This is a genomic window from Stenotrophomonas sp. YJH_SMC_94-11, from assembly GCF_059370435.1.
In genome coordinates this window covers 113,045-133,986 of sequence record NZ_JCAFTR010000008.1, presented here as the reverse complement: position 1 = coordinate 133,986, position 20,942 = coordinate 113,045, and the positions used below count along the sequence as shown (strand labels likewise).

The 20,942-nt window shown below is 67.5% G+C and carries 23 protein-coding genes; 11 read left to right on the top strand and 12 right to left on the bottom strand.

The window, feature by feature from the left end; translation table 11 throughout:
- Positions 1-5: 5 nt before the first annotated feature.
- The 5 genes from AC5P74_RS14865 to AC5P74_RS14845 are packed head-to-tail and all read right to left on the bottom strand — an operon-like array spanning position 6 to position 4,641.
- On the bottom strand, positions 6-302 hold the full coding sequence (locus tag AC5P74_RS14865; protein ID WP_495204994.1) for a c-type cytochrome: 297 nt from the start codon (positions 300-302) through the stop codon (positions 6-8).
- Positions 303-320: 18 nt separating this feature from the next.
- Positions 321-1,187: a sugar phosphate isomerase/epimerase family protein gene (locus AC5P74_RS14860; RefSeq protein ID WP_206620969.1), complete on the bottom strand. Its 867-nt coding sequence runs from the start codon at positions 1,185-1,187 to the stop codon at positions 321-323.
- A 19-nt stretch (positions 1,188-1,206) separates the two neighbouring features.
- Positions 1,207-2,331, bottom strand: coding sequence for a Gfo/Idh/MocA family protein (locus AC5P74_RS14855; RefSeq protein WP_206620968.1), 1,125 nt, complete (start codon positions 2,329-2,331; stop codon positions 1,207-1,209).
- A gap of 12 nt (positions 2,332-2,343) precedes the next feature.
- A complete protein-coding gene (locus AC5P74_RS14850; protein WP_005415643.1) occupies positions 2,344-3,561 on the bottom strand; it encodes a nucleoside permease in 1,218 nt (405 codons plus the stop codon).
- A gap of 27 nt (positions 3,562-3,588) precedes the next feature.
- Positions 3,589-4,641, bottom strand: a complete 1,053-nt coding sequence (locus AC5P74_RS14845) for a sugar phosphate isomerase/epimerase family protein (protein WP_188248270.1) — start codon at positions 4,639-4,641, stop codon at positions 3,589-3,591.
- Between the two features lie 95 nt (positions 4,642-4,736).
- Between AC5P74_RS14845 and AC5P74_RS14840 the strand changes: the two genes are divergently transcribed.
- The 4 genes from AC5P74_RS14840 to AC5P74_RS14825 all read left to right on the top strand — a co-directional run bounded on the left by AC5P74_RS14840 (position 4,737) and on the right by AC5P74_RS14825 (position 9,990).
- On the top strand, positions 4,737-5,741 hold the full coding sequence (locus AC5P74_RS14840; protein WP_495204993.1) for a LacI family DNA-binding transcriptional regulator: 1,005 nt from the start codon (positions 4,737-4,739) through the stop codon (positions 5,739-5,741).
- Positions 5,742-5,890: 149 nt separating this feature from the next.
- Positions 5,891-6,943: a sensor domain-containing diguanylate cyclase gene (locus AC5P74_RS14835; protein WP_005415646.1), complete on the top strand. Its 1,053-nt coding sequence runs from the start codon at positions 5,891-5,893 to the stop codon at positions 6,941-6,943.
- A gap of 116 nt (positions 6,944-7,059) precedes the next feature.
- Positions 7,060-8,085, top strand: coding sequence for an AI-2E family transporter (locus AC5P74_RS14830; protein ID WP_053497611.1), 1,026 nt, complete (start codon positions 7,060-7,062; stop codon positions 8,083-8,085).
- A 162-nt stretch (positions 8,086-8,247) separates the two neighbouring features.
- Positions 8,248-9,990 carry a GGDEF domain-containing protein gene (locus AC5P74_RS14825; protein ID WP_495204992.1) on the top strand — a complete coding sequence of 581 codons (1,743 nt, stop codon included), beginning with the start codon at positions 8,248-8,250 and terminating at the stop codon, positions 9,988-9,990.
- A 9-nt stretch (positions 9,991-9,999) separates the two neighbouring features.
- On the opposite strand, the gene AC5P74_RS14820 is transcribed toward AC5P74_RS14825, so the two are convergent.
- On the bottom strand, positions 10,000-10,506 hold the full coding sequence (locus AC5P74_RS14820; RefSeq protein WP_053497613.1) for a PaaI family thioesterase: 507 nt from the start codon (positions 10,504-10,506) through the stop codon (positions 10,000-10,002).
- 37 nt (positions 10,507-10,543) lie between these two features.
- Positions 10,544-10,981: a hypothetical protein gene (locus AC5P74_RS14815; RefSeq protein ID WP_138952973.1), complete on the bottom strand. Its 438-nt coding sequence runs from the start codon at positions 10,979-10,981 to the stop codon at positions 10,544-10,546.
- Positions 10,982-11,266: 285 nt separating this feature from the next.
- On the opposite strand from AC5P74_RS14815, the gene AC5P74_RS14810 reads away from it, so the two are divergent.
- The 6 genes from AC5P74_RS14810 to AC5P74_RS14785 all read left to right on the top strand — a co-directional run bounded on the left by AC5P74_RS14810 (position 11,267) and on the right by AC5P74_RS14785 (position 16,094).
- A complete protein-coding gene (locus AC5P74_RS14810) occupies positions 11,267-11,698 on the top strand; it encodes a pyridoxamine 5'-phosphate oxidase family protein (RefSeq protein WP_053497616.1) in 432 nt (143 codons plus the stop codon).
- Between the two features lie 94 nt (positions 11,699-11,792).
- A complete protein-coding gene (locus tag AC5P74_RS14805; RefSeq protein WP_053497618.1) occupies positions 11,793-12,374 on the top strand; it encodes an NMCC_0638 family (lipo)protein in 582 nt (193 codons plus the stop codon).
- Positions 12,375-12,578: 204 nt separating this feature from the next.
- The gene (locus AC5P74_RS14800; RefSeq protein ID WP_053497667.1) at positions 12,579-13,046 is read left to right on the top strand and encodes a DUF2975 domain-containing protein; all 468 of its coding nucleotides are present in this window, start codon (positions 12,579-12,581) and stop codon (positions 13,044-13,046) included.
- On the top strand, positions 13,046-13,270 hold the full coding sequence (locus AC5P74_RS14795) for a helix-turn-helix domain-containing protein (RefSeq protein WP_171957758.1): 225 nt from the start codon (positions 13,046-13,048) through the stop codon (positions 13,268-13,270). Before AC5P74_RS14800 ends, AC5P74_RS14795 begins: the two co-directional genes overlap by 1 nt.
- A gap of 43 nt (positions 13,271-13,313) precedes the next feature.
- Positions 13,314-14,855, top strand: coding sequence for a TerC family protein (locus tag AC5P74_RS14790; protein WP_138952972.1), 1,542 nt, complete (start codon positions 13,314-13,316; stop codon positions 14,853-14,855).
- 102 nt (positions 14,856-14,957) lie between these two features.
- Positions 14,958-16,094, top strand: a complete 1,137-nt coding sequence (locus AC5P74_RS14785) for a metallophosphoesterase (protein ID WP_053497624.1) — start codon at positions 14,958-14,960, stop codon at positions 16,092-16,094.
- A 136-nt stretch (positions 16,095-16,230) separates the two neighbouring features.
- On the opposite strand, the gene AC5P74_RS14780 is transcribed toward AC5P74_RS14785, so the two are convergent.
- The 5 genes from AC5P74_RS14780 to AC5P74_RS14760 form a co-directional block, all read right to left on the bottom strand.
- The gene (locus AC5P74_RS14780) at positions 16,231-16,869 is read right to left on the bottom strand and encodes a ferric reductase-like transmembrane domain-containing protein (protein ID WP_053497626.1); all 639 of its coding nucleotides are present in this window, start codon (positions 16,867-16,869) and stop codon (positions 16,231-16,233) included.
- Between the two features lie 82 nt (positions 16,870-16,951).
- Positions 16,952-17,686 (bottom strand): HvfC family RiPP maturation protein, encoded by a 735-nt coding sequence (locus AC5P74_RS14775; RefSeq protein ID WP_171958104.1) that lies wholly within the window; start codon positions 17,684-17,686, stop codon positions 16,952-16,954.
- Positions 17,679-18,524 (bottom strand): HvfB family MNIO-type RiPP peptide maturase, encoded by an 846-nt coding sequence (locus AC5P74_RS14770; protein WP_346607745.1) that lies wholly within the window; start codon positions 18,522-18,524, stop codon positions 17,679-17,681. The genes AC5P74_RS14775 and AC5P74_RS14770 overlap by 8 nt, the downstream gene beginning before the upstream one ends.
- Before the next feature lie 56 nt (positions 18,525-18,580).
- Complete coding sequence (locus AC5P74_RS14765; RefSeq protein WP_069139051.1) at positions 18,581-19,057, bottom strand: HvfA family oxazolone/thioamide-modified RiPP metallophore; 477 nt, start codon at positions 19,055-19,057, stop codon at positions 18,581-18,583.
- A gap of 100 nt (positions 19,058-19,157) precedes the next feature.
- On the bottom strand, positions 19,158-19,802 hold the full coding sequence (locus AC5P74_RS14760) for an HvfX family Cu-binding RiPP maturation protein (RefSeq protein ID WP_206620963.1): 645 nt from the start codon (positions 19,800-19,802) through the stop codon (positions 19,158-19,160).
- 342 nt (positions 19,803-20,144) lie between these two features.
- On the opposite strand from AC5P74_RS14760, the gene AC5P74_RS14755 reads away from it, so the two are divergent.
- A complete protein-coding gene (locus AC5P74_RS14755) occupies positions 20,145-20,939 on the top strand; it encodes an alpha/beta fold hydrolase (RefSeq protein ID WP_329841479.1) in 795 nt (264 codons plus the stop codon).
- The last annotated feature ends 3 nt before the right edge of the window (positions 20,940-20,942 follow it).

Sequence of the window (20,942 nt, the reverse complement as noted above, 5' to 3'; positions counted from 1 at the left end):
ACCGGCTACTTCGCCAGGTAGCTGGCGATGTCATCGATCTCCTGCTGTGACAGCTGCGGGAAGGGTGGCATCAGGTCGCCGCCCTTCCTGATCCTGTCCTTGACCTGGGCGGGCTGCAGCCGCTTGCCGACATCGGTGAGCGCCGGGAACGTCGGTGGTACACCGGTGCGTTCAGCACCGTGGCAGGCAGTGCAGTGCTGGGCGTAGAGTTTCGCACCTGCGGCCGGGTCGTCCTTGGCCCACGCTGCCGTCGCAACGTTCATGCCGCCCAGGGCCACGGCCACTGCCAGGATCATTTTCATGTGGGGCTCCTTGATGCGTCAGCGGTGGGCGCGGGTGGGCGGGTTGGTAGTCAGGTGTTCACGCAGGTAGTCCGCGCCGGCCTGGATGACCTTGGCAGGGTCGCGTGGCTGGTCGTGTTCCACGATGTACCACTGCACGCCAGCGTTGGCGGCGGCTGGCAGGATCGCGTTCCAGTCCAGCACGCCCTGGCCGACCGCAGCGAATCCACCTTCGTCTTCGGCCTGGCCCTTGGGCGCATTGTCCTTGGCGTGTACCGCAAATACGTGGCCGCGGAACTTGCCAAGCATCACGACCGGGTCCAGGCCCGCGCGCGCGACCCAGGCCAGGTCCAGTTCGGTCTGCAGCTCGGGGCCGGCGGCGTCGAACAGCAGCTCCAGTCCGGTTCTGCCATTGAAGTCGACCAGCTCGAAGTCGTGGTTGTGGTAGGCCAGCTGCATCCCCTTGCCGCGCACCTGCCTGGCAATCCGGCCCAGCTCCCGTCCCAATGCGGTCCAGCCGGCGGCATCGTGCGGGCGGTCCTTCTGGTCCAGGTAGGGCACCACCAGCGTGCTGTTGCCAATCGAGCGGTTGAAGGCCACCACGGCATCCAGGTTGTCGCGCAGCTCGGCCAGCTGAACGTGCGACGAAACCGCTTTGATCGAGTAACGGTCCAGCAATTGTTTCAGTTCCACAGCGCTTGCATTCTGCGTACCGACGGTCTCCACCGCACGCACACCCGCGTCGTGGACGATCTTCAGCTGCTGGTCGAGCGGCCCGGCGTTGCGCAGCGTGTACATCTGCACGGCGATGGGCTTCTGCGCACCGGCTGTGTTTCCTGCGAAGGCGGGCAGGACTGCGAGCAGCAGCAGGACGAGGGTTGCAGTTCTACGGACAGGGACGTTCATCAACAGATCCTCCCGGGATTCAACCGATGGCGGTCCAGGTGCGTGACCTGGCCGATGCAATGACACGATCAACGATCCGCGCCGAGCGCAGGCCGTCTTCGAAGGTGGGCAGGCCCTGCGGCCGCTCGCCTTCAATGGCGCGATACGTGTCGGCCACGAACGCTTCGAAGCACTGCCCGTAGCCCTGCGCGTGCCCCGCTGGCAGCGGCGACAACCGGCGTTGTTCGGCGCTGCCGGCGCCCGGGCCGCGCACGAAGATTTCCTCGCGCTGTTCGGGGAGGCCGATCCACAGCCGCTCGGCATCCTCCTGGTTGAACGCCACGCTGGCGTTGGCGCCGTCGATCTCGAACCAGAGCCGGTTGTGGCGTCCGGCCGAGACCTGGCTGACCGTCAATGACGCCAGCGTGCCCGCGCCGGTCCTGAACATCGCTGCGGCCACGTCCTCGCTCTCGACCGCTTGCTTTGCGCTGTCTGTCGCCGGCGTGCTGAAGCTCTGGGAGGTGGTTGCGCTGCGTTCGGCGATCACCGTGGCAAACGCCGCGTTCACTTCGGCGAAGCACTCGCCGCTGACCCATTCAACCAGGTCGCACCAGTGCGATCCAATGTCAGCGAACACGCGCGATGTACCACCCAGTGCCGGGTCAACCCGCCAGTTGTTGCTGGCCGGATCCAGCAGCCAGTCCTGCAGGTAGCTGCCATGGATCAGGTGCAGTGGCCCCAGGTCGCCCTGCGCGATGCGTGCACGTGCCTCGCGGACCACCGGGTGGTAGCGGTAGACGAAGGGGACGGTGGCGACCAATCCGGTCGAGGCGGCCAGCGCCGCCAGCGCCTGCGCATCGACCAGCGTCGTCGCCAACGGTTTCTCGCAGATCACGTGCTTGCCGGCTTCCAGTGCGGCCTGCGCCATCGTGCGGTGCAGATGATTGGGCGTGCAGATGTGCACGACCTGTACCTGGGGATCAGCAACGACGTCCTCGATATCGCGATAGGCGCGCGGGACATTCCACGCGTGCGCCACCTCGCGCGCGCGCTGCGGCGACGAGGCGGCCACGCCGCGCACCTCGGCGCCAGCCAGCAGTGCCGCGCGGCGATGCACCGCACCGATCATGCCGGTACCAATGATGGCGATTCCAAGCAGGGGCATCGGCCGGTCTCCTCAGGGGGTGGACGACGCGGCCGCAGCTACCGGGCGGTCGCGGAACAGCAGCAGGAAGGCGATCAACACCACCAGTGCGACGCCGGCCGGGAACAACCAGATCTGCTGCCAGTCCGGGCCCGCTGCAGTGGTGAAGTGCTCCACTACCGCGCCGGACAGGAAGGTGCCGATCAGCATGCCCACGCCATAGGTGGCCAGGGTGATGAAGCCCTGCGCGCTGCTGCGCGCGGCGGGGCCGGCGTGGGCATCGGTGTAGATCTGGCCGGTGACGAAGAAGAAGTCGTAGCAGATGCCATGCAGTACGATGCCGATCACAAGCAGGGAGAAGCCACTGCCCGCATCGCCGAAGGCGAACAGCGCGTAGCGCACGACCCAGGCCGCCATGCCGACCGCCAGCATGGTCTTCACCCCCAGCCGCACGAACAGGAACGGCATGGCCAGCATCAGCAGCACTTCGGAGACCTGGCCCAGCGACTGCAGTCCGGCGGCGCCGTGCACACCGAGGTCGTTGAGATACGGATTGGTGAAGTTGTAGTAGAACGACAGCGGGATGCAGATGGCGATGGAAGCCAGGAAGAACACCAGGTAGGCGCGCGACTTAAGCAACCGCAATGAATCCAGCCCCAGGATCTGTCCCAGCCCGGCATCGCGCTGCTGCGCCAGCGGCGGCGTGTGCGGCAGGGTGAACGCATACAGGCCCAGCACCAGCGATGCCAATGCGGCCATGCGGAAGGTCAGTTCAAGCCGGTGCGCCTGTTCCCAGCCCAGCCAGCCGATCAGCACCCCGGCGATGATCCAGCCGATGCTGCCGGCCACGCGTACCAGCGGGAACTGCTTCTCCGGCGATTGCATGTGCCGCATGGCGACGCTGTTGGCCAGTGCCAGCGTCGGCATGAACAGCAGCATGTAGCCCATCACGCAGGCGGAGAACATGCTGAAGCTGGTGGCGGTGGACGCCAGCCACATCAGCACCGCGCCGGCCAGGTGCAGTATCGCCAGGATGCGCTGCGCCGCGAAGTAGCGGTCTGCGATCAGGCCGACCAGGAATGGCGCCACGATGGCGCCGATGGACTGGCTGAGGAACGCCGTTGCCACCTGGCTTGCGCTGGCCTGCAGCGGGCCCTGTACCAGGTAGGTACCCAGGGTGACGAACCACGCCCCCCAGATGAAGAACTGCAGAAACATCATCGCGCCCAAGCGCGACATGGCGTGCGTCATGGCTTGCCCTCCCGGGGCGGTCGTGGCTCAGATTCCCAGCATGCGGCGCAGTGATCCAACGTCCGTATCGCTCCCGGCAAAGTCGTCGAAGGCGCGTTCGGTCACATGGATGATGTGATCGCGGATGAAGGCGGCACCCTCGCGCGCGCCGTCCTCCGGGTGTTTCAGGCAGCACTCCCATTCCAGCACCGCCCAGCCGGGGAAGTCGTACTGGGCGAACTTCGAGAAGATCGCCTTGAAGTCGATCTGGCCGTCACCGGGTGAGCGGAACCGGCCCGGACGATCGATCCAGTCCTGGTAGCCGCCATACACGCCGCTGCGCGCGCTGGGGCGATACTCCGCGTCCTTGACGTGGAAGATGCCGATGCGGGCGTGGTAGCGGTCGATGAAGCCGAGGTAGTCCATCTGCTGTAGCAGCAGGTGGCTGGGGTCGTACAGGATCTTCGCGCGGGGATGATGGTCGACCTCATCGAGGAAGCGCTCGAAGGTCGCGCCGTCGTGCAGGTCCTCGCCGGGGTGGAGTTCGAAGCACAGGTCCACGCCGCAGGCGTCGAACACATCCAGGATCGGGCGCCAGCGACGGCCCAGTTCGGCGAAGGCTTCTTCCACCAGGCCCGGCGGGCGCTGCGGCCACGGATAGAAGTAGGGCCAGGCCAGTGCACCGGAGAAGGTGGCGTGCGCGGTCAGCCCCAGGCGCTGGCTGGCCTGCGCGGCGAGCCGCAGCTGCTCCACGGCCCAGGCCTGGCGCGCGGGCGGGTTGCCGCGCACATCGGCGGGTGCGAATCCGTCGAACAGGCTGTCGTAGGCGGGATGGACCGCGACCAGCTGCCCCTGCAGGTGGGTCGACAGTTCGGTGATCTGCAGGCCGTGCCCGGCCAGCATGCCGGCAACATCGTCGCAGTACGCCTGGCTGCGTGCCGCCGCGGCCAGATCGAACAGGTGGGGCGCGGAGGTGGGAACTTGTACGCCAGAATAGCCCAGACCCGCGGCCCATCCGGCCAGCGTGTCCAGCCGATCAAAAGGAGCTGTGTCGCCGATGAACTGCGCCAGGAACAGCGCTGGACCCTTGAGCGTCTTCAACGTGATTCGCCCTCGATGCAATCGATTGCATTATCCTAGCAGGGGCGCACGCAGGACCTGTTGTGCACTGCACAGCGGACAGGAGAACTAACGCCATGGCCACCATCTACGACATCGCCAGGCACGTCGGCGTCTCCGCAGGCACGGTGTCACGGGCGCTTTCCCGGCCGGACAAGGTGCTGCCGGCCACCCGTGCGCGCATCGAGCAGGCCGCCGCCGCATTGGGCTATGTGCCCAACACGGTGGCCCGCACGCTCAAGACCCAGCGCAGCGGCAAGATCCTGGTCACCGTCCCGGACATCGCCAATCCGTTCTTCGCACAGATCCTGCAGGGTGCGGAGGAGGCCGCGCAGGCGGTCGGTTACGCGGTTCTGCTGGGCGATACCCAGCATCAACCCGATCGTGAGGAGCGCTACGCGCAGATGCTCCGGCGCAACGAGGCAGACGGCATGATCGTGCTGGGCCATCGCCTGCCACCGACCGCGCGCGAGATCGTCGAGCAGCGCGGCGCAGCTGCGCCGGTGGTCAATGGATGCGAGTTCGACCCCGCACTGGGCATCCCCAGCGTCCATATCGACAACGCGGCCGCCGCACGCGCGGTGATGGAGCACCTGTACGGCCTGGGGCACGAACGGATCGCCGTGGTCGGCGGGCCACCTGACAACCCCCTGCACCAGCAGCGGCTGGAAGGGGTCCGGGCCGCCGGCAAGGCGCGGGGTCGCCTGCGCCAGCTGAGCATCGTGCCCGGGGACTTTTCCGTTGAGTCCGGGCATGCGGCGGTGATGGCGCTGCTGGACGGCACGCCCGTGCCGACCGCGGTGTTCTGCTTCAGCGACCAGATGGCACTGGGGGCACTGGCGGCCTGTCGCGACCGGGACATCCGCGTTCCGAAAGCGCTCTCCATCGTCGGCTTCGACGACCTGGCCTCGTCGCGTTACCTCACCCCGCCGCTGACGACCATCCAGCAGCCGATGCGTGAAATCGGCGAGCGCGCGGTCAACCTGCTGCTCGCCATCATTGAACAGGTCGATGTACCGCTTCAGCAGACGCTGGAGTTCAGCTTCATGCTGCGCGGTTCGACAGCGGCGCCTCGGCGGTAGCGGGGGCGAGGCAGGGCAGCCGGAGCGGGGCGGCCGGCCCGCGCGTCGTCCCGCGACCTTGATCCCGAATTGACGCAAAGCTGTCAGACTCATCGCAGGCAGCCCGGCAAGGGCCGTAGCAGCGGGTGCGATCGCGCAGGGGGGGGGCAATGCCATTCTTTACCGATTCGGCGGAAGGCGCGGTCGAAGGCATTGGCGCGGCACGTCGCATCGGCTGGATGCGTTTCGTCGGCAATGGGCTGGGGGCGATCCCCATCGCTTCGATCATCCTCGAGCGCCACGATGGGCCGCTGGCATGGGCCCTGCTGCTGCTCAACGCGCTGGCGTGGCCTGCGCTGGCATTGATGCTGACCCAGCGCTCCGGCCAGCCCGCGCTCGTCCAGTTCCGCTGCATGGTGGCCGACTCCTTGTTCGGCGGTGGCTGGATCGCCTTCATGGCATTGAGCGCGGTGCCCAGTGCACTGTTTGCCGCACTGCTGGTGGCCGACAAGATCGCTGCCGGTGGCGTTCGCCTGGCGATGCGCGCCACGCTGGCCCTGCTGGTGGGCTTCGCGCTCACCTGGTGGGCGCTCGGCTTCCCTTACCAGCCGGTCACCTCGCAGCGCACGATCATGCTGAGTGTCCCGTTCCTGTTCGTGTATGGCATCGGCCTGAGCATTCTCAGCTGGCAGCTGGCGCGCCGGGTCAAATCGCAGAACCGCCAGCTGCAGCGTCTCAGCCGGATGGACCCGCTGGTTGAGCTGGCCAACCGCGGCTTCCTGATCCTGCGTGCGCAGCAGGCGCTGGACCGGGCACAGGGCCAGGGCGGCTTTGCCTGCCTGCTGATGCTCGATGTGGACGACTTCAAGCGCATCAATGACTCGCACGGCCACCGCGCCGGTGACGAGGTGCTGCGGCATATCGCGGCGACATTGCGCACCGTTGCCCGCCCGGGTGATACGCCCGCGCGGCTGGGGGGCGATGAGTTCGTCGTGCTGCTGCGCGACTGCGCGCCCGTCGATGCGATGCACGTGGCCGAGCGGGTGCGCCTGCACCTGCTCGAGGCTGCGCGGCAGGCCACGCCGGGGGTGGAATTCAGCGTCAGTATCGGCATTGCGGCCACGCCGCGTGGCGGCAGTGTCGAGGACTGGTTGGCACTGGCCGACCGCGCGCTGTACCACGCCAAGCGCCAGGGCAAGAACACCGCCAGCTACGGCGAGTGAGCGCGCGTGGGGACGGCACGGCTGCCGCCGAACGCGGATGAAATGCCCATTCATCCTGCACGCGGAATCAGCACGCCAATCCTCTACCATGGGCCACCCCGCCCGGACGCGCTCCCATGCAAGACGCTCTCGTTGCCCAGCCCAAGCCCCCCATCCCAAGGATCGCGGCATGGCTGATGATGCTGCTGGGCATGTGGCTGGCGCTGAAACTGGGCCTGGTGGTCACCCTGCTGTCCGGCCTGCTGGTGTTCCAGCTGACCCACCTGCTGGCCTCCACCGTGGAAGGCAGGCTGCCGCCGGGACGCGCACGGGCGATCGCAGTGATCGTGCTGTCGGCGATCATCATCAGCGCGCTGGTGCTGGCGGGGATCGGCGTGGCCTCGTTCTTCCGCAACGAGACCGGTGGCCCGGACGCTTTGCTGGCGCGCCTGATGGAGATCCTCAACACCTCGCGGCACCAGGTGCCGGCGCTGCTGCAACCCTACATTCCCGAAGACATGCCAGCGCTGCGCGCGGCGCTGAACGACTGGGCCGCCGAGCATCAGCGCCAGCTGGGCGTGGCCGGTACCTCGGTGGTCCAGGTGGGTGTGCGCGTACTGATCGGCATGGTGCTGGGTGCGATGATCGCACTGTATGACGAACTGCCGCTGCCGAAGATGGGTCCGCTGGCGCAGGAGCTGGTCGGGCGCACCAGCCGCCTGGCCACCGCGTTCCGTCAGGTGGTGTTCGCGCAGGTGAAGATCTCGCTGCTCAACACCGTGTTCACCGCGATCTTCCTGCTGGGCGTGCTGCCGTTGTTCGGCGTGCACCTGCCGCTGTCCAAGACCCTGGTGCTGATCACTTTCCTGGCCGGCCTGCTGCCGGTGGTGGGCAACATCATCTCCAACACGATCATCACCATCGTTGCACTGTCGGTCTCGTTCTATGTGGCGGTGGCGGCGCTGCTGTACCTGATCGTGATCCACAAGCTGGAGTACTTCCTCAACGCGCGCATTGTGGGTGGCGAAATTCAGGCGCGGGCCTGGGAGCTGCTGCTGGCCATGCTGGTGATGGAGGCGGCCTTCGGCCTGCCGGGCCTGGTCGCCGCGCCGGTGTTCTATGCCTACGTGAAGCGCGAACTGGTCGACCAGCGCTGGATCTGACGCGGCGGGGCATGACGTATTTGTCCCGATTCGAGCGTCCGCGCGGCCTTGTCGGTGCGTTCGCGGCGCGCACGGTGTACCCACGGCCACGGTTGGCCCGTCAGCGGCTTGGCGCCTGTGCAGGCGGCCGCTACAGTGTTCCGCACGACAGGGGAAATGTGCATGGCCCGCAAGGCGTCGCCCATCGGATTGCGGACCTGGGTCTGGATCCTGGCCGGGTTGTTCGTAGTCTGTACGCTGCCGCTGATGGCCATCGCACTGGTGCAGGGCACGCTGCGCTTCACCGCCGCCGAGGACAACCTGGTCAGCCTGCGCCGGCTGCAGCAGACCTTCGACCTGGCCAACCGGGTGTCGGCCGAGCGCGGCCCCGCCAACAGCCTGCTGGGAGCCAATACGGCCGATGCGGCCGAACAGGCCCGGCTGGCCGCGCAGCTGGCGGTTGCGCGCAAGCGGGTCGACACCGCCCTGCTGCAACTGGACACCGTGTTCAAGGCCGGTCCCGGCGTGGTCGGCGAACATGGGCTGTTGGCCGACGTGCAACGTCGCCTGCAGTCGGCGCGGGCCGCAGTGGACCAGGTGGCGGCACAGCCGCACGACGCGCGCCGGGTGGAAGACGTGGAGCGCGCGATCAGCAGCATGTTCGCCGTGGTCGATCGCCTGCACGTGTTGACCTCGACGCAGATCGGCGTGCTGGTCAGTGCCGACCGCGAAGCGGCGATCCCGGCAATGCAGGGCCAGGTGCTGATCGACCTGCGCGAGCATGGCGGCCGCCTGGCCTCGAACGTGATGGCGCCGGTGGCGGTACCGGGGGCCTGGCGTGACGAACAGGTGCGGGCGGCATTGCAGACCGAAGGCCGCCTGCTGGAGCTGTGGCGGCTGGCAGGCAGCCATGAAGCCGTGTTCCGCAGCGATCCGACGCTGTCCTGGCATTGGGACATGGCACGCCGCCAGTTCTTCGGCGAATCGCTGCCGATGATCGAACAGCTGATCGAAGATGGCCGGCGGGGCGTGCCGCCGCCGTGGACCGCCGCCGAGTTCACCACGCGCTACGTGCCGACTCTGCGGTCGCTGGAAGCGCTGCGTGATGGTTACCTGAGCGTGTCCATCGCCCGTTTCGAGCGCACCCGCAACCGCGAAGCGACGCGCCTGGTGGTGCTGGTGGCGACGGTGCTGGGCACGCTGGTGGTGCTGGGCGTGGCGCTGCGCATCGCCCATCTGCAGATCCTGCGGCCGCTGCTGCAGGCGCAGAAGCAGGTCATCCAGATCGCCTCGGAAGCCCCCGGCCCGGAGCAGCATGTGACCCACCCGCTGGCCGAGATGCAGCGCCTGTTCGATGCCATCGAAGTGCTGCGCGAGAAGTCGCGCGAGCGCTCGGCATTGACCAGCGAGCTGCGCCAGCTGGCCGGCACCGATGAGCTGACGGGGCTGTTGAACCGGCGCGCGCTGGACGAGTTGGTGCAGCAGCGTCATGCCGACGGCGGCAACAGTGCGGTGGTGATCCTGCTGGACGTGGACCGCTTCAAGGCGATCAACGACGGCCACGGGCATGATGCCGGTGACGAGGTGCTGGTGCAGGTGGCACAGCTGCTGCGGCGCCACCTGCGCCGCAGCGACCGCATTGCCCGCTACGGTGGCGAGGAATTCCTGGTGCTGCTGGCCGACGGCGACCTGGCCGGTGGCCGCCAGTTGGCTGAGTCGCTGCGCGTTGCGCTGCAGCGGCTGGACATCGCCCTGGTCGGTGGCAAGGTGCTGCGGGTCACTGCAAGCTTCGGCGTAGCCGAGGGGGGCACCGATGCGCTGGGCTGGCGCACCCTGCTGCGTGCCGCCGACGCGGCCATGTACCAGGCCAAGGCGCAGGGCCGCGACCGCGTGCGGGTGTCCGGCGGCGGCCGCAACGCACGTTGAGGACACGCATCAGCCGATCCGCGCATGCACGCGGCGCAGCGTGCGCGCGATCATCCGTCGCGCGATGGGACGCGGCACCGAGAACCCGCGCCAGCGCAGCGCACCCACCCGGAAGGTGGCGCTGGCGGTGGCCAGTACCTTGCCGTCCGGGTCGGTCAGCCAGCCACGGGTGAAGGCGATGCTGTCCTTGCTGTGCTCGACTTCGCCCCAGCCGATGATCCGCCCCGGCCGCGCCGGGTTGACGAAACTGGTCTTGGATTCCACCGTGACCGCGATGCGGTTGGCTGGCAGGGTGGCGTAGATCGCCGGCCCCATGCAGTCGTCCAGCATCGCTGACAGGAATCCGCCCTGCACGTTGCCCATCGGGTTGGTGAGCAGCGTCCCGGCGTCGAACTCGACCTGGATGCGGCGCAGTGCATCGTCATAGCCGACGAAGCGCCAGCCGAGCAGGGTGCCGGCCTGGGAACGTGGAAGATCACCGTTGACCACGCTGTAGAAGATCGATTCGGGATTCATCGTGGAGCCTCGTGGGGGGAGGGGAGAGAAAGGGAACTCACCGCGGTAGCGACAACAGGGCCAGTACGAATCCAATGACGGACAGCAGCACCACTGCGGCGCCAGCGGGCACCGGTGTACGTGCACCGGTGCGTCTCCGCACACCCGAAGCGACCAGGACCGGCGGCAGCGTGGCGACCAGGCAGAACAGTTGGAACGCCAGCAGCTGCGGCAGTGCGAAGTGACCCCCGAAGAAGATCAGGCAGGCCAGCATCACGCCAGCACCGGCCAGTGCGATCCACCCGGCGCCGACCACGCGGATGAGTGCCATCAGCAGCACCTGCATGCGCGGTTCGATCTCCGCCCACGGCACACCCACCGCCTGCCCGTGGTAGGGCATGAAGTCGGAACGTTTCAGATAGGCCGCAGCAAACAGCGAGACAATGAAGAACGCCAACAGGTAGCAGCCGAACGCGAGCCAGGCGAACAGATCCATGTGGAGGCCATGCGGTTGCGAAGGAGTCGCCGCGCGCATGCCGGCTGCCATGCCGGTCGTGCCACGGGGTTGCGCGATTCTCCGGCAGCCCCCTGTTAGCCGGTTGTGGTGCTTCGCAGGGGCGTTCCTCCATCTGCTTTTAACGTGGGTATGGTGGTGTGGAGTGCGTCACGCACGGACCATGCGCCGTATCTCGTTTCCCGTGAAGAGGCCGCAAGTGCTCATCCACTTTCCGGTCACCGCTCTGCGCAGACGCTGGGCGTCCCTCCGATCAAGGACCGCGCCGTGACCCAGCTCACCCTCCCAGAACTTGCCAAGAAAATGGCCGGCATCGATTTCACGATGCTGCAGACCCACGCCGGTGGAGAAATTGCCGGTCGCCCCATGAGCAACAACGGTGACGTGGACTATGACGGTGACAGCTGGTTCTTCACCATGGAAGACACCGACATGGTGCGCGAGATCGAGGCTGACCCTGCCGTCGCACTGGGTTTCTCCGGCAGCAAGTCGCTGCTGGGCAAGCCGCCGCTGTTCGTGCACGTGCAGGGAAGGGCAGCGCTGGTGCGCGATCGGGCCACGATGCGCGAGCACTGGGTGAAGGACCTGGAGCGGTGGTTCGAACAGGGAGTGGATACACCAGGACTGGTGCTGATCCATGTGCGCGCCAGCCGCATCCACTACTGGGATGGCGAGGACGAGGGCGAAATCACAGCCTGATCCCGGTGCGGGGAGGCCGGCGGCAACGCGGCCGTTGCACGCCACGCCCGGGCTTTGCCATCCTCCCCGCTGCGTTCCGTACCGTGGAGTTCCAATGCGCCCTGCCTCCTGGCTGATCCTGGCCCTGCTGCCTGCCCTGGCGGCGGCGCAGCCTGCGCGTGCACCCAGGGCCAGCGCACAAGCGCAGGACCCTTTCAGTGAGTTGTTCGATACCGCCTGCATGCAGCACATCGGCGCGCCAGCGCGGTTGCAGTCGTTGATGGAATCCAACGGGCTGTCACCGCTGCAGCCTGCCGAGGCGGCAACGTTGCTGCAGGGGCAGTCGGGCGTGGCCTGGATGGTGCCGCTGGCCAGCGGCCGCTATGCAGTCAGCTGGGCTGACGATGGCACGTGCACGGTCTACGCCGAAAAGGCCGACGCGGCGGTCGTGCAGAAGGGCTTCGCCCGGTTGGTGCAGGCGGCGCCGACGCCGTTGCAGGCGCGCTCGCTGCCAGGCCGTGGGCCGTTGTCGGCGGACCAGGTGGCGATCCAGTACGGCTGGGCCACGCCCGGGCAGGCCAAGCTGCAGGTGCGTTTCCGGCTGGTCACGCGGCAGGCGGCCGAGGCCGGCGTGCAGGCGATGGCCTCGGTGACGCCGGGCGAAGCGATGCTGGAGCAGGCTGCACCCAGCCAATAACGCTGGCCCCGCGCCGCGCAGGCCGCCCATGCCCGCGATTCAGCCTTTCATGCAGGTTGTGATATATCGTTTATCGATAAATACATCCCGGGGCGGCGGGGCCGCCCCAATGCCGGAGGCCGCTTGACCGCTCGTCCCGCCCGCGCCAGACCCGCGCGAGGCTTGTTCACCCTGGCCCAGGCCGCCGTCCAGGCCGTCCGGGCGATGTGCTGGCTGGGCATCCTGGCCGCACTGCTGGCCGTGCCGTTGGTCGCGCACGACCGTCGCTGGCTGCTCGACAGCGTCCACGATGCCGCTGCCGCTGCTGCGCACGGCAACGCCCTGTTCCTGCACTTCTGCCTGGGGCTGGCTGTGATCGTCGCGCTGCTGGTGCTGTGCCTGCTGTTCCTGCGCCATCTGCTGCGGCTGCTGAAATCGGCGGCGCGCGAAAGGCCCTTCACCCACGCCAATGCGCAGCGCCTGCGACGCATGGCGTGGCTGATGCTGGCGATGGAGCTGCTGTCGATCCTGATCGGCGCCTACGCGGCCTGGATGGGCCCGGACTTCAGCTGGATGGAGGTGGGCGGCGGCATGTCGATCACCGGGCTGGTGGCGGTGCTGATGCTGTTCGTGCTGGCACGCGTCTTCGCCGTGGGCGCGGCGATGCGCGATGACCTCGACGGTGTCATCTGATGGCAATCGTCATCACCCTGGACCGCGTGCTGCAGGAACGGGGCATGACCCTGTCCGAGCTGGCCGGTCGCATCGACATCACCCTGGCGAACCTGTCGATCCTGAAGACCGGCAAGGCGCGCGCCATCCGCTTTTCCACGCTGGATGCGATCTGCCGGGAGCTGCAATGCACGCCTGGCGACCTGCTCGGGTACGACCCGTCGCGGGCGCAGGACGCAGACTGAGTGTTTGTTCTTCTCCCTTACCTACTGACGAAACGGACCTGAAATGGAATGGTTGGCTGACCCCTCGATATGGATGGGCCTTGCAACCCTGGTCGTGCTTGAGATCGTGCTCGGCATCGACAACCTGGTGTTCATCGCGATCCTTGCCGACAAGCTTCCGCCACACCAGCGCGACCGCGCGCGGGTGATCGGCCTGGCACTGGCCCTGCTGATGCGGCTGGTGCTGCTGGCGGCGCTGGCCTGGATCATGAAACTGACCGCGCCGCTGCTTACGCTGTTCGAGCACAGCTTCTCCGGGCGTGACCTGATCCTGCTGGGCGGTGGCCTGTTCCTGCTGTTCAAGGGCACCATGGAGCTGCACGAACGGCTGGAAGGCCGCGCGCACCACGAAGACGGCAAGAAGGTCTACGCCAGCTTCGCAATGGTGGTGGCGCAGATCGTGGTGCTCGATGCGGTGTTCTCGCTGGACTCGGTGATCACCGCGGTCGGCATGGTCGACAACCTGGGCGTGATGTATGCCGCCGTCACCATCGCGATGGCGCTGATGCTGCTGGCGAGCAAGCCGTTGACCCGCTTCGTCAACAAGCATCCCACCGTGGTGGTGCTGTGCCTGGGCTTCCTGCTGATGATCGGTTTCAGCCTGGTGGCCGAGGGCCTGGGCTACAAGATCCCGAAGGGCTACCTGTACGCGGCGATCGCCTTCTCGATCCTGGTCGAGGCGTTCAATCAGTGGGTGCGTTTCAATCGTGAGCGCAACGAGCGCCGCCAGCCGTTCCGCCAGCGCACCGCTGATGCGGTGCTGCGCATGCTCGGGGCGCGCCCGGCCAACGGCCATGCCGATGACGGCGTGGACGAGCCGGTAGATGCCGAAGAGCGCCTGCAGCCGGCCGAGCACGAGATGATCCGTAGCGTGCTGGGCCTGGCTGACCGTCCGGTGTCGAGCGTAATGACCGTGCGCGCGGATGTGCAGTGGATCGACCTGGCGCGGGGCCAGGAGGATGTGGTGGCCCGCCTGGTGGCCTCGCCACACACCCGGCTGCTGGTGGGCGATGGTGACCTGGACAGCCTGCGTGGCGTGGTGCAGAGCCGCGACCTGCTGGCTGACCTGCTGCAGGGCAGGCCGCTGCAGCTGGAAGGCAACCTGCGCGAGCCGCAGTACGTGCTGTCCAGCGCCAGTGCGCTGCAGGCGCTGGAACTGATCCGCCAGCATCCGGTACCGCTGGCGGTGGCGGTGGATGAGTACGGCAGCGTGGAGGGCCTGGTGACCGCCAACGATCTGCTGGCGGCGATTGCCGGCGATCTGGTCGATACCCAGGACGAGCGCTATGGCGTGGTCGCACAGGGCGAGGACCAGTGGGAGGCCGACGGTGCGCTGACCCTGGACGACCTGCAGCGGCTGACCGGCGTATCGCTGCCACGCAGTGCCGACTACATGACCATCTCCGGGCTGGTGCTGGAGCAGCTGGGCCGGCTGCCGGACACCGGCGATGCGGTGGAGGTGGCGGGTGTGCGCATCACCGTGCTGGCGATGGAGAAGCGCCGCATTGCCCGCCTGCGGGTGGAACACCTCGACCAGCCGTTGTAGAGCCGAGCCCATGCTGGGCTTCGGGGATGCAGCCGAGCATGGCTCGGCTCTACACAACATGGCCCGCAGCCGTCACCATGGCGGGCCCGCTTTTTGTCATGGATGGTTGCAGTGCTGAGTACGATCGGTTTGTTGATGGGCCTGTATGTGGCCTGGCGCCTGTTCTGGCCGCTGCGCATGCCCATCGGGTTGAAGGTCGTGCTGTCGCTGCTGATGGTGGCTGTGGCCGTGCAGCTGCGCATCGTGGCGACCTTTTGGGGCACGATGGCGTCGCCGGAAATTCCGAAACTGGCCATCGCCACGCTGGCCACCGGCTCCACGGCGGTGCTGCTGCTGGCATTGGTGATGCTGGTACTGGACGCCGGCCTGCTGGTTTCGCGCCTGCTGCGTTGGCCGCGCATGGTATCGGCCCTGCGTGCACCGCAGCTGCGGCCGGCGGCCGGCGTGCTGGCCCTGCTGGTCAGTGGTTATGGTGTCAGCCAGGGCATGGCAGTGCCCCAGCCGCGGCAGATCGAGGTGAGCATTGCCGGGCTGCCAGCGGCGTTCGACGGCTATCGCGTGCTGCAGCTGACCGACATCCATGCCAGCCGCCTGCTGACAGGTGACTGGGTGCGCAGGGTGGTGGACCAGGGCAACGCGCTGAAGCCGGACCTGATCGTGATCACCGGTGATCTGATCGACGGCAGCGTCGAGGCCCGTCGCGACGACGCGCGACCCCTGGCCGATCTGCGGGCGCCGGACGGTGTCGTTGCCATTACCGGCAACCACGAGTACTACGCGCAGTACCAGGAGTGGATGCAGGCGTTCCGCGCGCTGCACATGCAGGTGCTGGAGAACAGTCATCTGCAGGTACGACGCGGCGATGCGGCGCTCACCATCGCCGGTGTCACCGACCCGGTGGCGGCACGCTACGGCCTGCCGCTGCCGGATCTCCAGGCTGCACTGGAGGGTGCCGATCCGTCCGCGCCGGTGATCCTGCTCGATCATCGCCCGCGCAATGCACGCGAGGCGGCGGCGCGCGGCGTGAAGCTGCAATTGTCCGGGCACACTCACGGTGGGCAGATCATCGGCATGGACCAGCTGGTGAAGCGAGCCAATGGCGGTTTTGTCTCCGGCCGCTATGACGTGGATGGGATGACGCTGTACGTGGGCAACGGTGCGGGCCTCTGGGCCGGTTTCCCGGCGCGCATCGGCGTGCCGTCGGAGATCACCCTGGTGACATTGCGCCGCGCGCCGTGACCTGAAGTGGGGAGGTCCCTTTGCGCAGTGAGTTCGCTGCCTATCGCGCTGGGATCCCTCTGTAGAGCCGAGCCCATGCTCGGCTGAACCAGAGAGGCAGCCGAGCATGGGCTCGGCTCTACAAGTAACCGCCACCTCAAGAACTCCGCAGCGGCGGCCGCGCATGCGCATTGCGCCGCAGTGACTGCGCCCGCTTGGCTATCCAGCGCACCACGAAGGCGGTGAACAGCAGTGCCGATGGCACCGCATACCAGAAGTTGCCTGGCACGCGCTTGAAGTACGAGTAGGTGAACACCGCCGCGATGATCCACATGCCGGTCAGGTGCAGGCGACGCCAAGCGGTGGGGCCCATGCGGCGGGCGATCCCCCGATGCGAGGTGATGGCCAGCGCCAGGATGGCGATGTAGCCCACCGTGCCCGGGAGGTTGGCCAGCGCGGATCGTGCTGGCCAGAACGCCGGGTTGAGGATGCCGAAACTGGTGATGGCGATGGCATGCAGCAGGTGCGAAAACGCGAAGGACAAACCGACGGTGCGCCGTTCGCGCAGCAGGAACCGGGTGAATGGGCCGGGCAGAAGACTGGCGAACGACGATGCGGTGAACGCCGCCAGGAACAGCAGGAACGATGTACGTGCAGTGACCCGTATCGCCGCACGGCTGCCTTCGGCTGCATCGGGATACAGGGCGAAGGCCGCCAGCGCGAATGCGATCAGGACCACGGCCATGGCCACAAACAGGCGCCAGCCGTGCAGGAAGGAAGTGTTGTAAGCAGGCATGGTGAGACCTCGAAGCAGGAATGGGGAGCACCGGCCGCTGGCCGGGCGATGAGTGGGTAGCGCCGGCCGCTGGCCGGCACCCTCAACAGTCGTTCGGCACAACCAGCACGCTCGCCGCACACAGCTCGCCCAGTACCGGCGCGCAGGCCGCGCGCAATGCGTCCGTTGCCACGCCATGTGCCTCGGACAGCGCCCGGAGTGCTGCTTCCACAGCTGCGCCGTCGTCACCAAAGATCGATAGCAGCGCGTAGGCCAGCGGCGACAGTTGCTCGACCTGCAGGCTGAAATCGGCGAGGCGCCGGATCAGCAGCAGCGTGGGCGCAGCGCTCGGCACCGGTTCCAGCCCCTCGTCCTCGTGCACCGGCGACTTGTAGCCCAGCACCCGCACCAGCGGCGAAACCGCCAGCACATCGCTGCCCTCGGGAACGCTGTGCAGCGACTGCCCGGCGTCACGCGCTTCAATGTGCAGCGACTGCAGCGTGCTCTCGTAGTGCGCCAGTTCCGCTGCCCAAGCCGGGAGTGCCAGCGTGTCCTGCACTGCCAGCCAGGCCGTGAATTCGCCGGCGATCTGTGGGAACAACGGGGTCTGGCAGGCGTGGTGGGCGTAGTAGTGCTCCACTGTGTCGCGCCAGTGTGGCGTGCCCAACTGCTGTTGCAGGCGCGGCAGGCTGCCGGCCAGCAGGGCGTCCAGGCTGTCGATGCACAGGCGGCGGTATACCGCCAGCCTGCCCGCCTCGACGCCGTCGGGTGCGGCCATTGCTGGGTCGCGCACATGATCGGCCCAGCGCCGTTGCAGGGTAGCCAGCGACTCAGCCATGGGCCACCCCGGGTGAACGTGCCTCGACCTGCGCCTGGCGGATCCGCGCAACCTCGGTCAGCAACTCCGCCAGCGTCGGAAAGTTGAAGTCGCGTTCGAGCAGCGTGGGGCGCACGCCGACCCGCGCATAGGCCTCGCGCAACAGCGCCCAGACCACGCCTTTCACCGGGGCACCGTGGGTATCGATCTTGAAGCCATCACCTTCATCGAAATGGCCGGCCACATGCAGCGAGGCAACACGGTGGGACGGCACGCGGGCCAGGAATTCGAAAGCGTCGTAATCGTTGTTGCAGGCGTTGACGAAGACGTTGTTGACGTCCAGCAGCAGGTCGCAGTCGGCTTCGGCGAGCACGGCGTTGATGAAGTCGATCTCGCTCATGTCCGCGCCGGCAACGGCGTAGTAGGAGATGTTCTCCACGGCGATGCGCCGGCCCAGCATGTCCTGCACCTGGGCGATGCGACCGGCGACATGCTGTACGGCTTCGGCGGTGAACGGCAGCGGCAGCAGGTCGTAGACATGTCCGCCGGCGGCGCAGTAGCTCAGGTGTTCGCTGTACAACTGCACCTGGTGCAGGTCGAGGAAGGCACGGGTCTGTGCCAGCAGGGTGCGGTCCAGCGGATCAGGACCTCCCAGCGACAGCGACAGGCCGTGGCAGGTCAGGGGGTGGCGCTCGCTGAGCTGGCGCAGCGCGGCGCCGTGTGCACCGCCGACGCCGATCCAGTTGTCAGGGGACACTTCGAGGAAGTCGATGGCACCGGCCGGCATTGCCAGCAGTTCGTCGATCAGGCCACGGCGCAGGCCAAGACCGGCGGCATTGGAGGGCAGGGGCAGGGACATGGCGGATGCTCCAGAGAGAGGGCGCCGCCTTGAAGGCGGCGCCGGTTGGACGTCGATCAATCGGCAACGCGGGAGAACAGACCCTTCGGCATCGGCTTGCCGTTGGCGGTGTAGACGCTGCGCAGGTAGTCGTGCGCTTCCTGCTCGCTGATGTAACCGTCGTGGTCGGTGTCGATGCGGTCGAACTCGGCGGCACGCTTGGCGGCCACCGCGTTGAACTCGGCGCGCGAGACCTTGCCGTCGTGGTCACGGTCGGTGCGGGCAAACGAGGCGTCGCCGCACTTGCCTTCGCCACACTGGCCCTCGGCCACCTTGGCCTTGCCGGCGGGCTTGCCGGTGGTGGCCTTGTTGGCCCCGCACTTGCCTTCGCCGCACTTGCCTTCGGCGGCGGCGCTCATGGCGACGGCGCTGATCGCCAGCGGTTGGATCGCTGCGGCCTGGCCGGCCAGCAGCAGGCCACCGGCCAGGGCGATGCCGATGGCACCAATGCGCGGCAGGCGGGAGGAGGGGGTGTTCTTGGTCGAGACGGACATGGTGGTGACTCCTTGGGGATGGCACGCCAGGCGTGCGGGATGGACGCCGCCTGAAGGCGACGGAAACGAAAGGAAGAAGCGCGGGAAGGGGCGAAGCAGGTCAGGCGGTGCGACGACGGCGCAGCGCGTAGCCCAGCAGCAGCACGCCACCGAGCAGGGCGCCGCCGAAGCCGACGCCGGGCAACAGCGCGGCAACCGGCAGCAACAGGGCGATCAGGCTGACGCCCCAGCCCAGGCCGTCATTGCCGACGGGGGCATGCTGTGGGCCGGCCAGCAGCCGGTCCACGCTGAGCGCGCCACCGCCGTTGAGGATCAATGGCAGCAGCATGGCCAGGAACAGCAGCGGCAGCTTGAAGTTGCCGTAGCCCTGGTCGGTGATCGCGTAGCCCTGCCAGAGTTCACTCAGGCCGTTCCACTGGTCGGGCCAGTGCACGGCGGCGATGGCGACCACCGTCAACACCCAGAAGACGTAGGCCACCGAGCGCGTGGCCAGGCCGAGCAGCAGCATCACCGCACCCACCAGTTCCAGCCAGGTGGCCAGTTGCCAGTTCAACGATGCGGGCAGGGTGGAGAACGGGAACGGGAAGCGACCTTCCAGGTCGGCGAACCAGTTCTGGCCGCCCAGCTTCTCGCGGCCGGACTCAAAGAACTCCCAGGCCAGCAGGGTGCGCAGCGCCAATGGCGACAGCCAGCGGCCGACGGCGTCCAGGCGGGGGGTATACACGGAAGAGGCGGTGCTGATCATGATGGTGTCCTGCGGGCCAGTGGTCGATGGAGGCCATTCCAGGTGGTGCAGGTATCGGCAACGTGTGCCGTTGCCCGGGGTTTTGTCAGCGACTGTGGCCGCGACCGGGGTTTCGTACAGTCCGATACAAAGACGATGCGTGGATGCACACCGGGGCGTTGTGCGCACGCGGGCGGGGAACGATGTCCGGCCGGTAGTAGCCGGCCTGGCCCGTCGCGCAAATGTATCCCAGTGTAGAAACCCGCCTGCGCCCTACAGTCCGGTACAACCCCGCGCCACGGAGAAACAGCGCCGATACACCGGCAGGCGGAAATGGCCACTCCCAACACCGGAGTGACACCCATGATCCGTACCTCCTTGCTTGTCGCCGCTCTCGCCCTGGCCGGCGCTGCCGCCCCCGCCTTCGCTACCCAGGCCGATACCGCTGCACCGCCCACCGTCATCCTGGTGCACGGCGCCTTCGCCGATGGCTCCAGCTGGAGCAAGGTCCTCACCACGCTGCACGACTGGAAGGTGCCGGCGGTGGCGGTGCAGAACCCGCTCACCTCACTGGCCGACGATGTGGCGGCCACCCGCCGCGCGATTGCCGCCGCGCCTGGCAAGGTGGTGCTGGTCGGCCACAGCTGGGGTGGCACGGTCATCACCGAAGCGGGCAATGACCCGAAGGTGCAGGCGCTGGTGTACGTGGCGGCCTTCGCACCGGATGCAGGGCAGTCTTCGGCGCAACAGGGCGAAGGCTTCCCGGTTGGGCCGGGCCTGGCCCGGCTGCAGGAGAGGGATGGCTACCTGACCTTGCCGGCCGATGCCATCGCCCAGGACTTCGCCCCGGACGTGATGAAAAAGTCGGCCGCACTGCTGTACAGCACGCAGGTCCCGTTGAAGGCCAGCGCGCTGGGCGAGGTGGTGAACGTGGCGGCCTGGCGCAGCAAGCCGAGCTGGTACGTGCTCAGCCGTGATGACCGCATGCTGTCGCCACAGCTGCAGGCCGCGACCGCACGTCGCATCGGTGCTCAGCTGCAATCGATCGGCAGCAGCCATGTGTCGCTGCTTTCGCATCCGGCGCAGGTGGCCGACAGCATCCTGGAAGCGGCGGGGGTGAAGCCGGTGGAGCTGCCGCTGGCCGAGCAGGGGGGCTGAGCG

Coding starts and splice junctions, on each gene's coding strand:
- AC5P74_RS14865 (WP_495204994.1), bottom strand. CDS start 302: ATGAAAATGATCCTGGCAGTGGCCGTGGCCCTGGGCGGCATGAACGTT.
- AC5P74_RS14860 (WP_206620969.1), bottom strand. CDS start 1,187: ATGAACGTCCCTGTCCGTAGAACTGCAACCCTCGTCCTGCTGCTGCTC.
- AC5P74_RS14855 (WP_206620968.1), bottom strand. CDS start 2,331: ATGCCCCTGCTTGGAATCGCCATCATTGGTACCGGCATGATCGGTGCG.
- AC5P74_RS14850 (WP_005415643.1), bottom strand. CDS start 3,561: ATGACGCACGCCATGTCGCGCTTGGGCGCGATGATGTTTCTGCAGTTC.
- AC5P74_RS14840 (WP_495204993.1), top strand. CDS start 4,737: ATGGCCACCATCTACGACATCGCCAGGCACGTCGGCGTCTCCGCAGGC.
- AC5P74_RS14835 (WP_005415646.1), top strand. CDS start 5,891: ATGCCATTCTTTACCGATTCGGCGGAAGGCGCGGTCGAAGGCATTGGC.
- AC5P74_RS14830 (WP_053497611.1), top strand. CDS start 7,060: ATGCAAGACGCTCTCGTTGCCCAGCCCAAGCCCCCCATCCCAAGGATC.
- AC5P74_RS14825 (WP_495204992.1), top strand. CDS start 8,248: ATGGCCCGCAAGGCGTCGCCCATCGGATTGCGGACCTGGGTCTGGATC.
- AC5P74_RS14820 (WP_053497613.1), bottom strand. CDS start 10,506: ATGAATCCCGAATCGATCTTCTACAGCGTGGTCAACGGTGATCTTCCA.
- AC5P74_RS14815 (WP_138952973.1), bottom strand. CDS start 10,981: ATGGATCTGTTCGCCTGGCTCGCGTTCGGCTGCTACCTGTTGGCGTTC.
- AC5P74_RS14805 (WP_053497618.1), top strand. CDS start 11,793: ATGCGCCCTGCCTCCTGGCTGATCCTGGCCCTGCTGCCTGCCCTGGCG.
- AC5P74_RS14800 (WP_053497667.1), top strand. CDS start 12,579: ATGTGCTGGCTGGGCATCCTGGCCGCACTGCTGGCCGTGCCGTTGGTC.
- AC5P74_RS14795 (WP_171957758.1), top strand. CDS start 13,046: ATGGCAATCGTCATCACCCTGGACCGCGTGCTGCAGGAACGGGGCATG.
- AC5P74_RS14790 (WP_138952972.1), top strand. CDS start 13,314: ATGGAATGGTTGGCTGACCCCTCGATATGGATGGGCCTTGCAACCCTG.
- AC5P74_RS14785 (WP_053497624.1), top strand. CDS start 14,958: ATGGTTGCAGTGCTGAGTACGATCGGTTTGTTGATGGGCCTGTATGTG.
- AC5P74_RS14780 (WP_053497626.1), bottom strand. CDS start 16,869: ATGCCTGCTTACAACACTTCCTTCCTGCACGGCTGGCGCCTGTTTGTG.
- AC5P74_RS14775 (WP_171958104.1), bottom strand. CDS start 17,686: ATGGCTGAGTCGCTGGCTACCCTGCAACGGCGCTGGGCCGATCATGTG.
- AC5P74_RS14770 (WP_346607745.1), bottom strand. CDS start 18,524: ATGTCCCTGCCCCTGCCCTCCAATGCCGCCGGTCTTGGCCTGCGCCGT.
- AC5P74_RS14765 (WP_069139051.1), bottom strand. CDS start 19,057: ATGTCCGTCTCGACCAAGAACACCCCCTCCTCCCGCCTGCCGCGCATT.
- AC5P74_RS14760 (WP_206620963.1), bottom strand. CDS start 19,802: ATGATCAGCACCGCCTCTTCCGTGTATACCCCCCGCCTGGACGCCGTC.
- AC5P74_RS14755 (WP_329841479.1), top strand. CDS start 20,145: ATGATCCGTACCTCCTTGCTTGTCGCCGCTCTCGCCCTGGCCGGCGCT.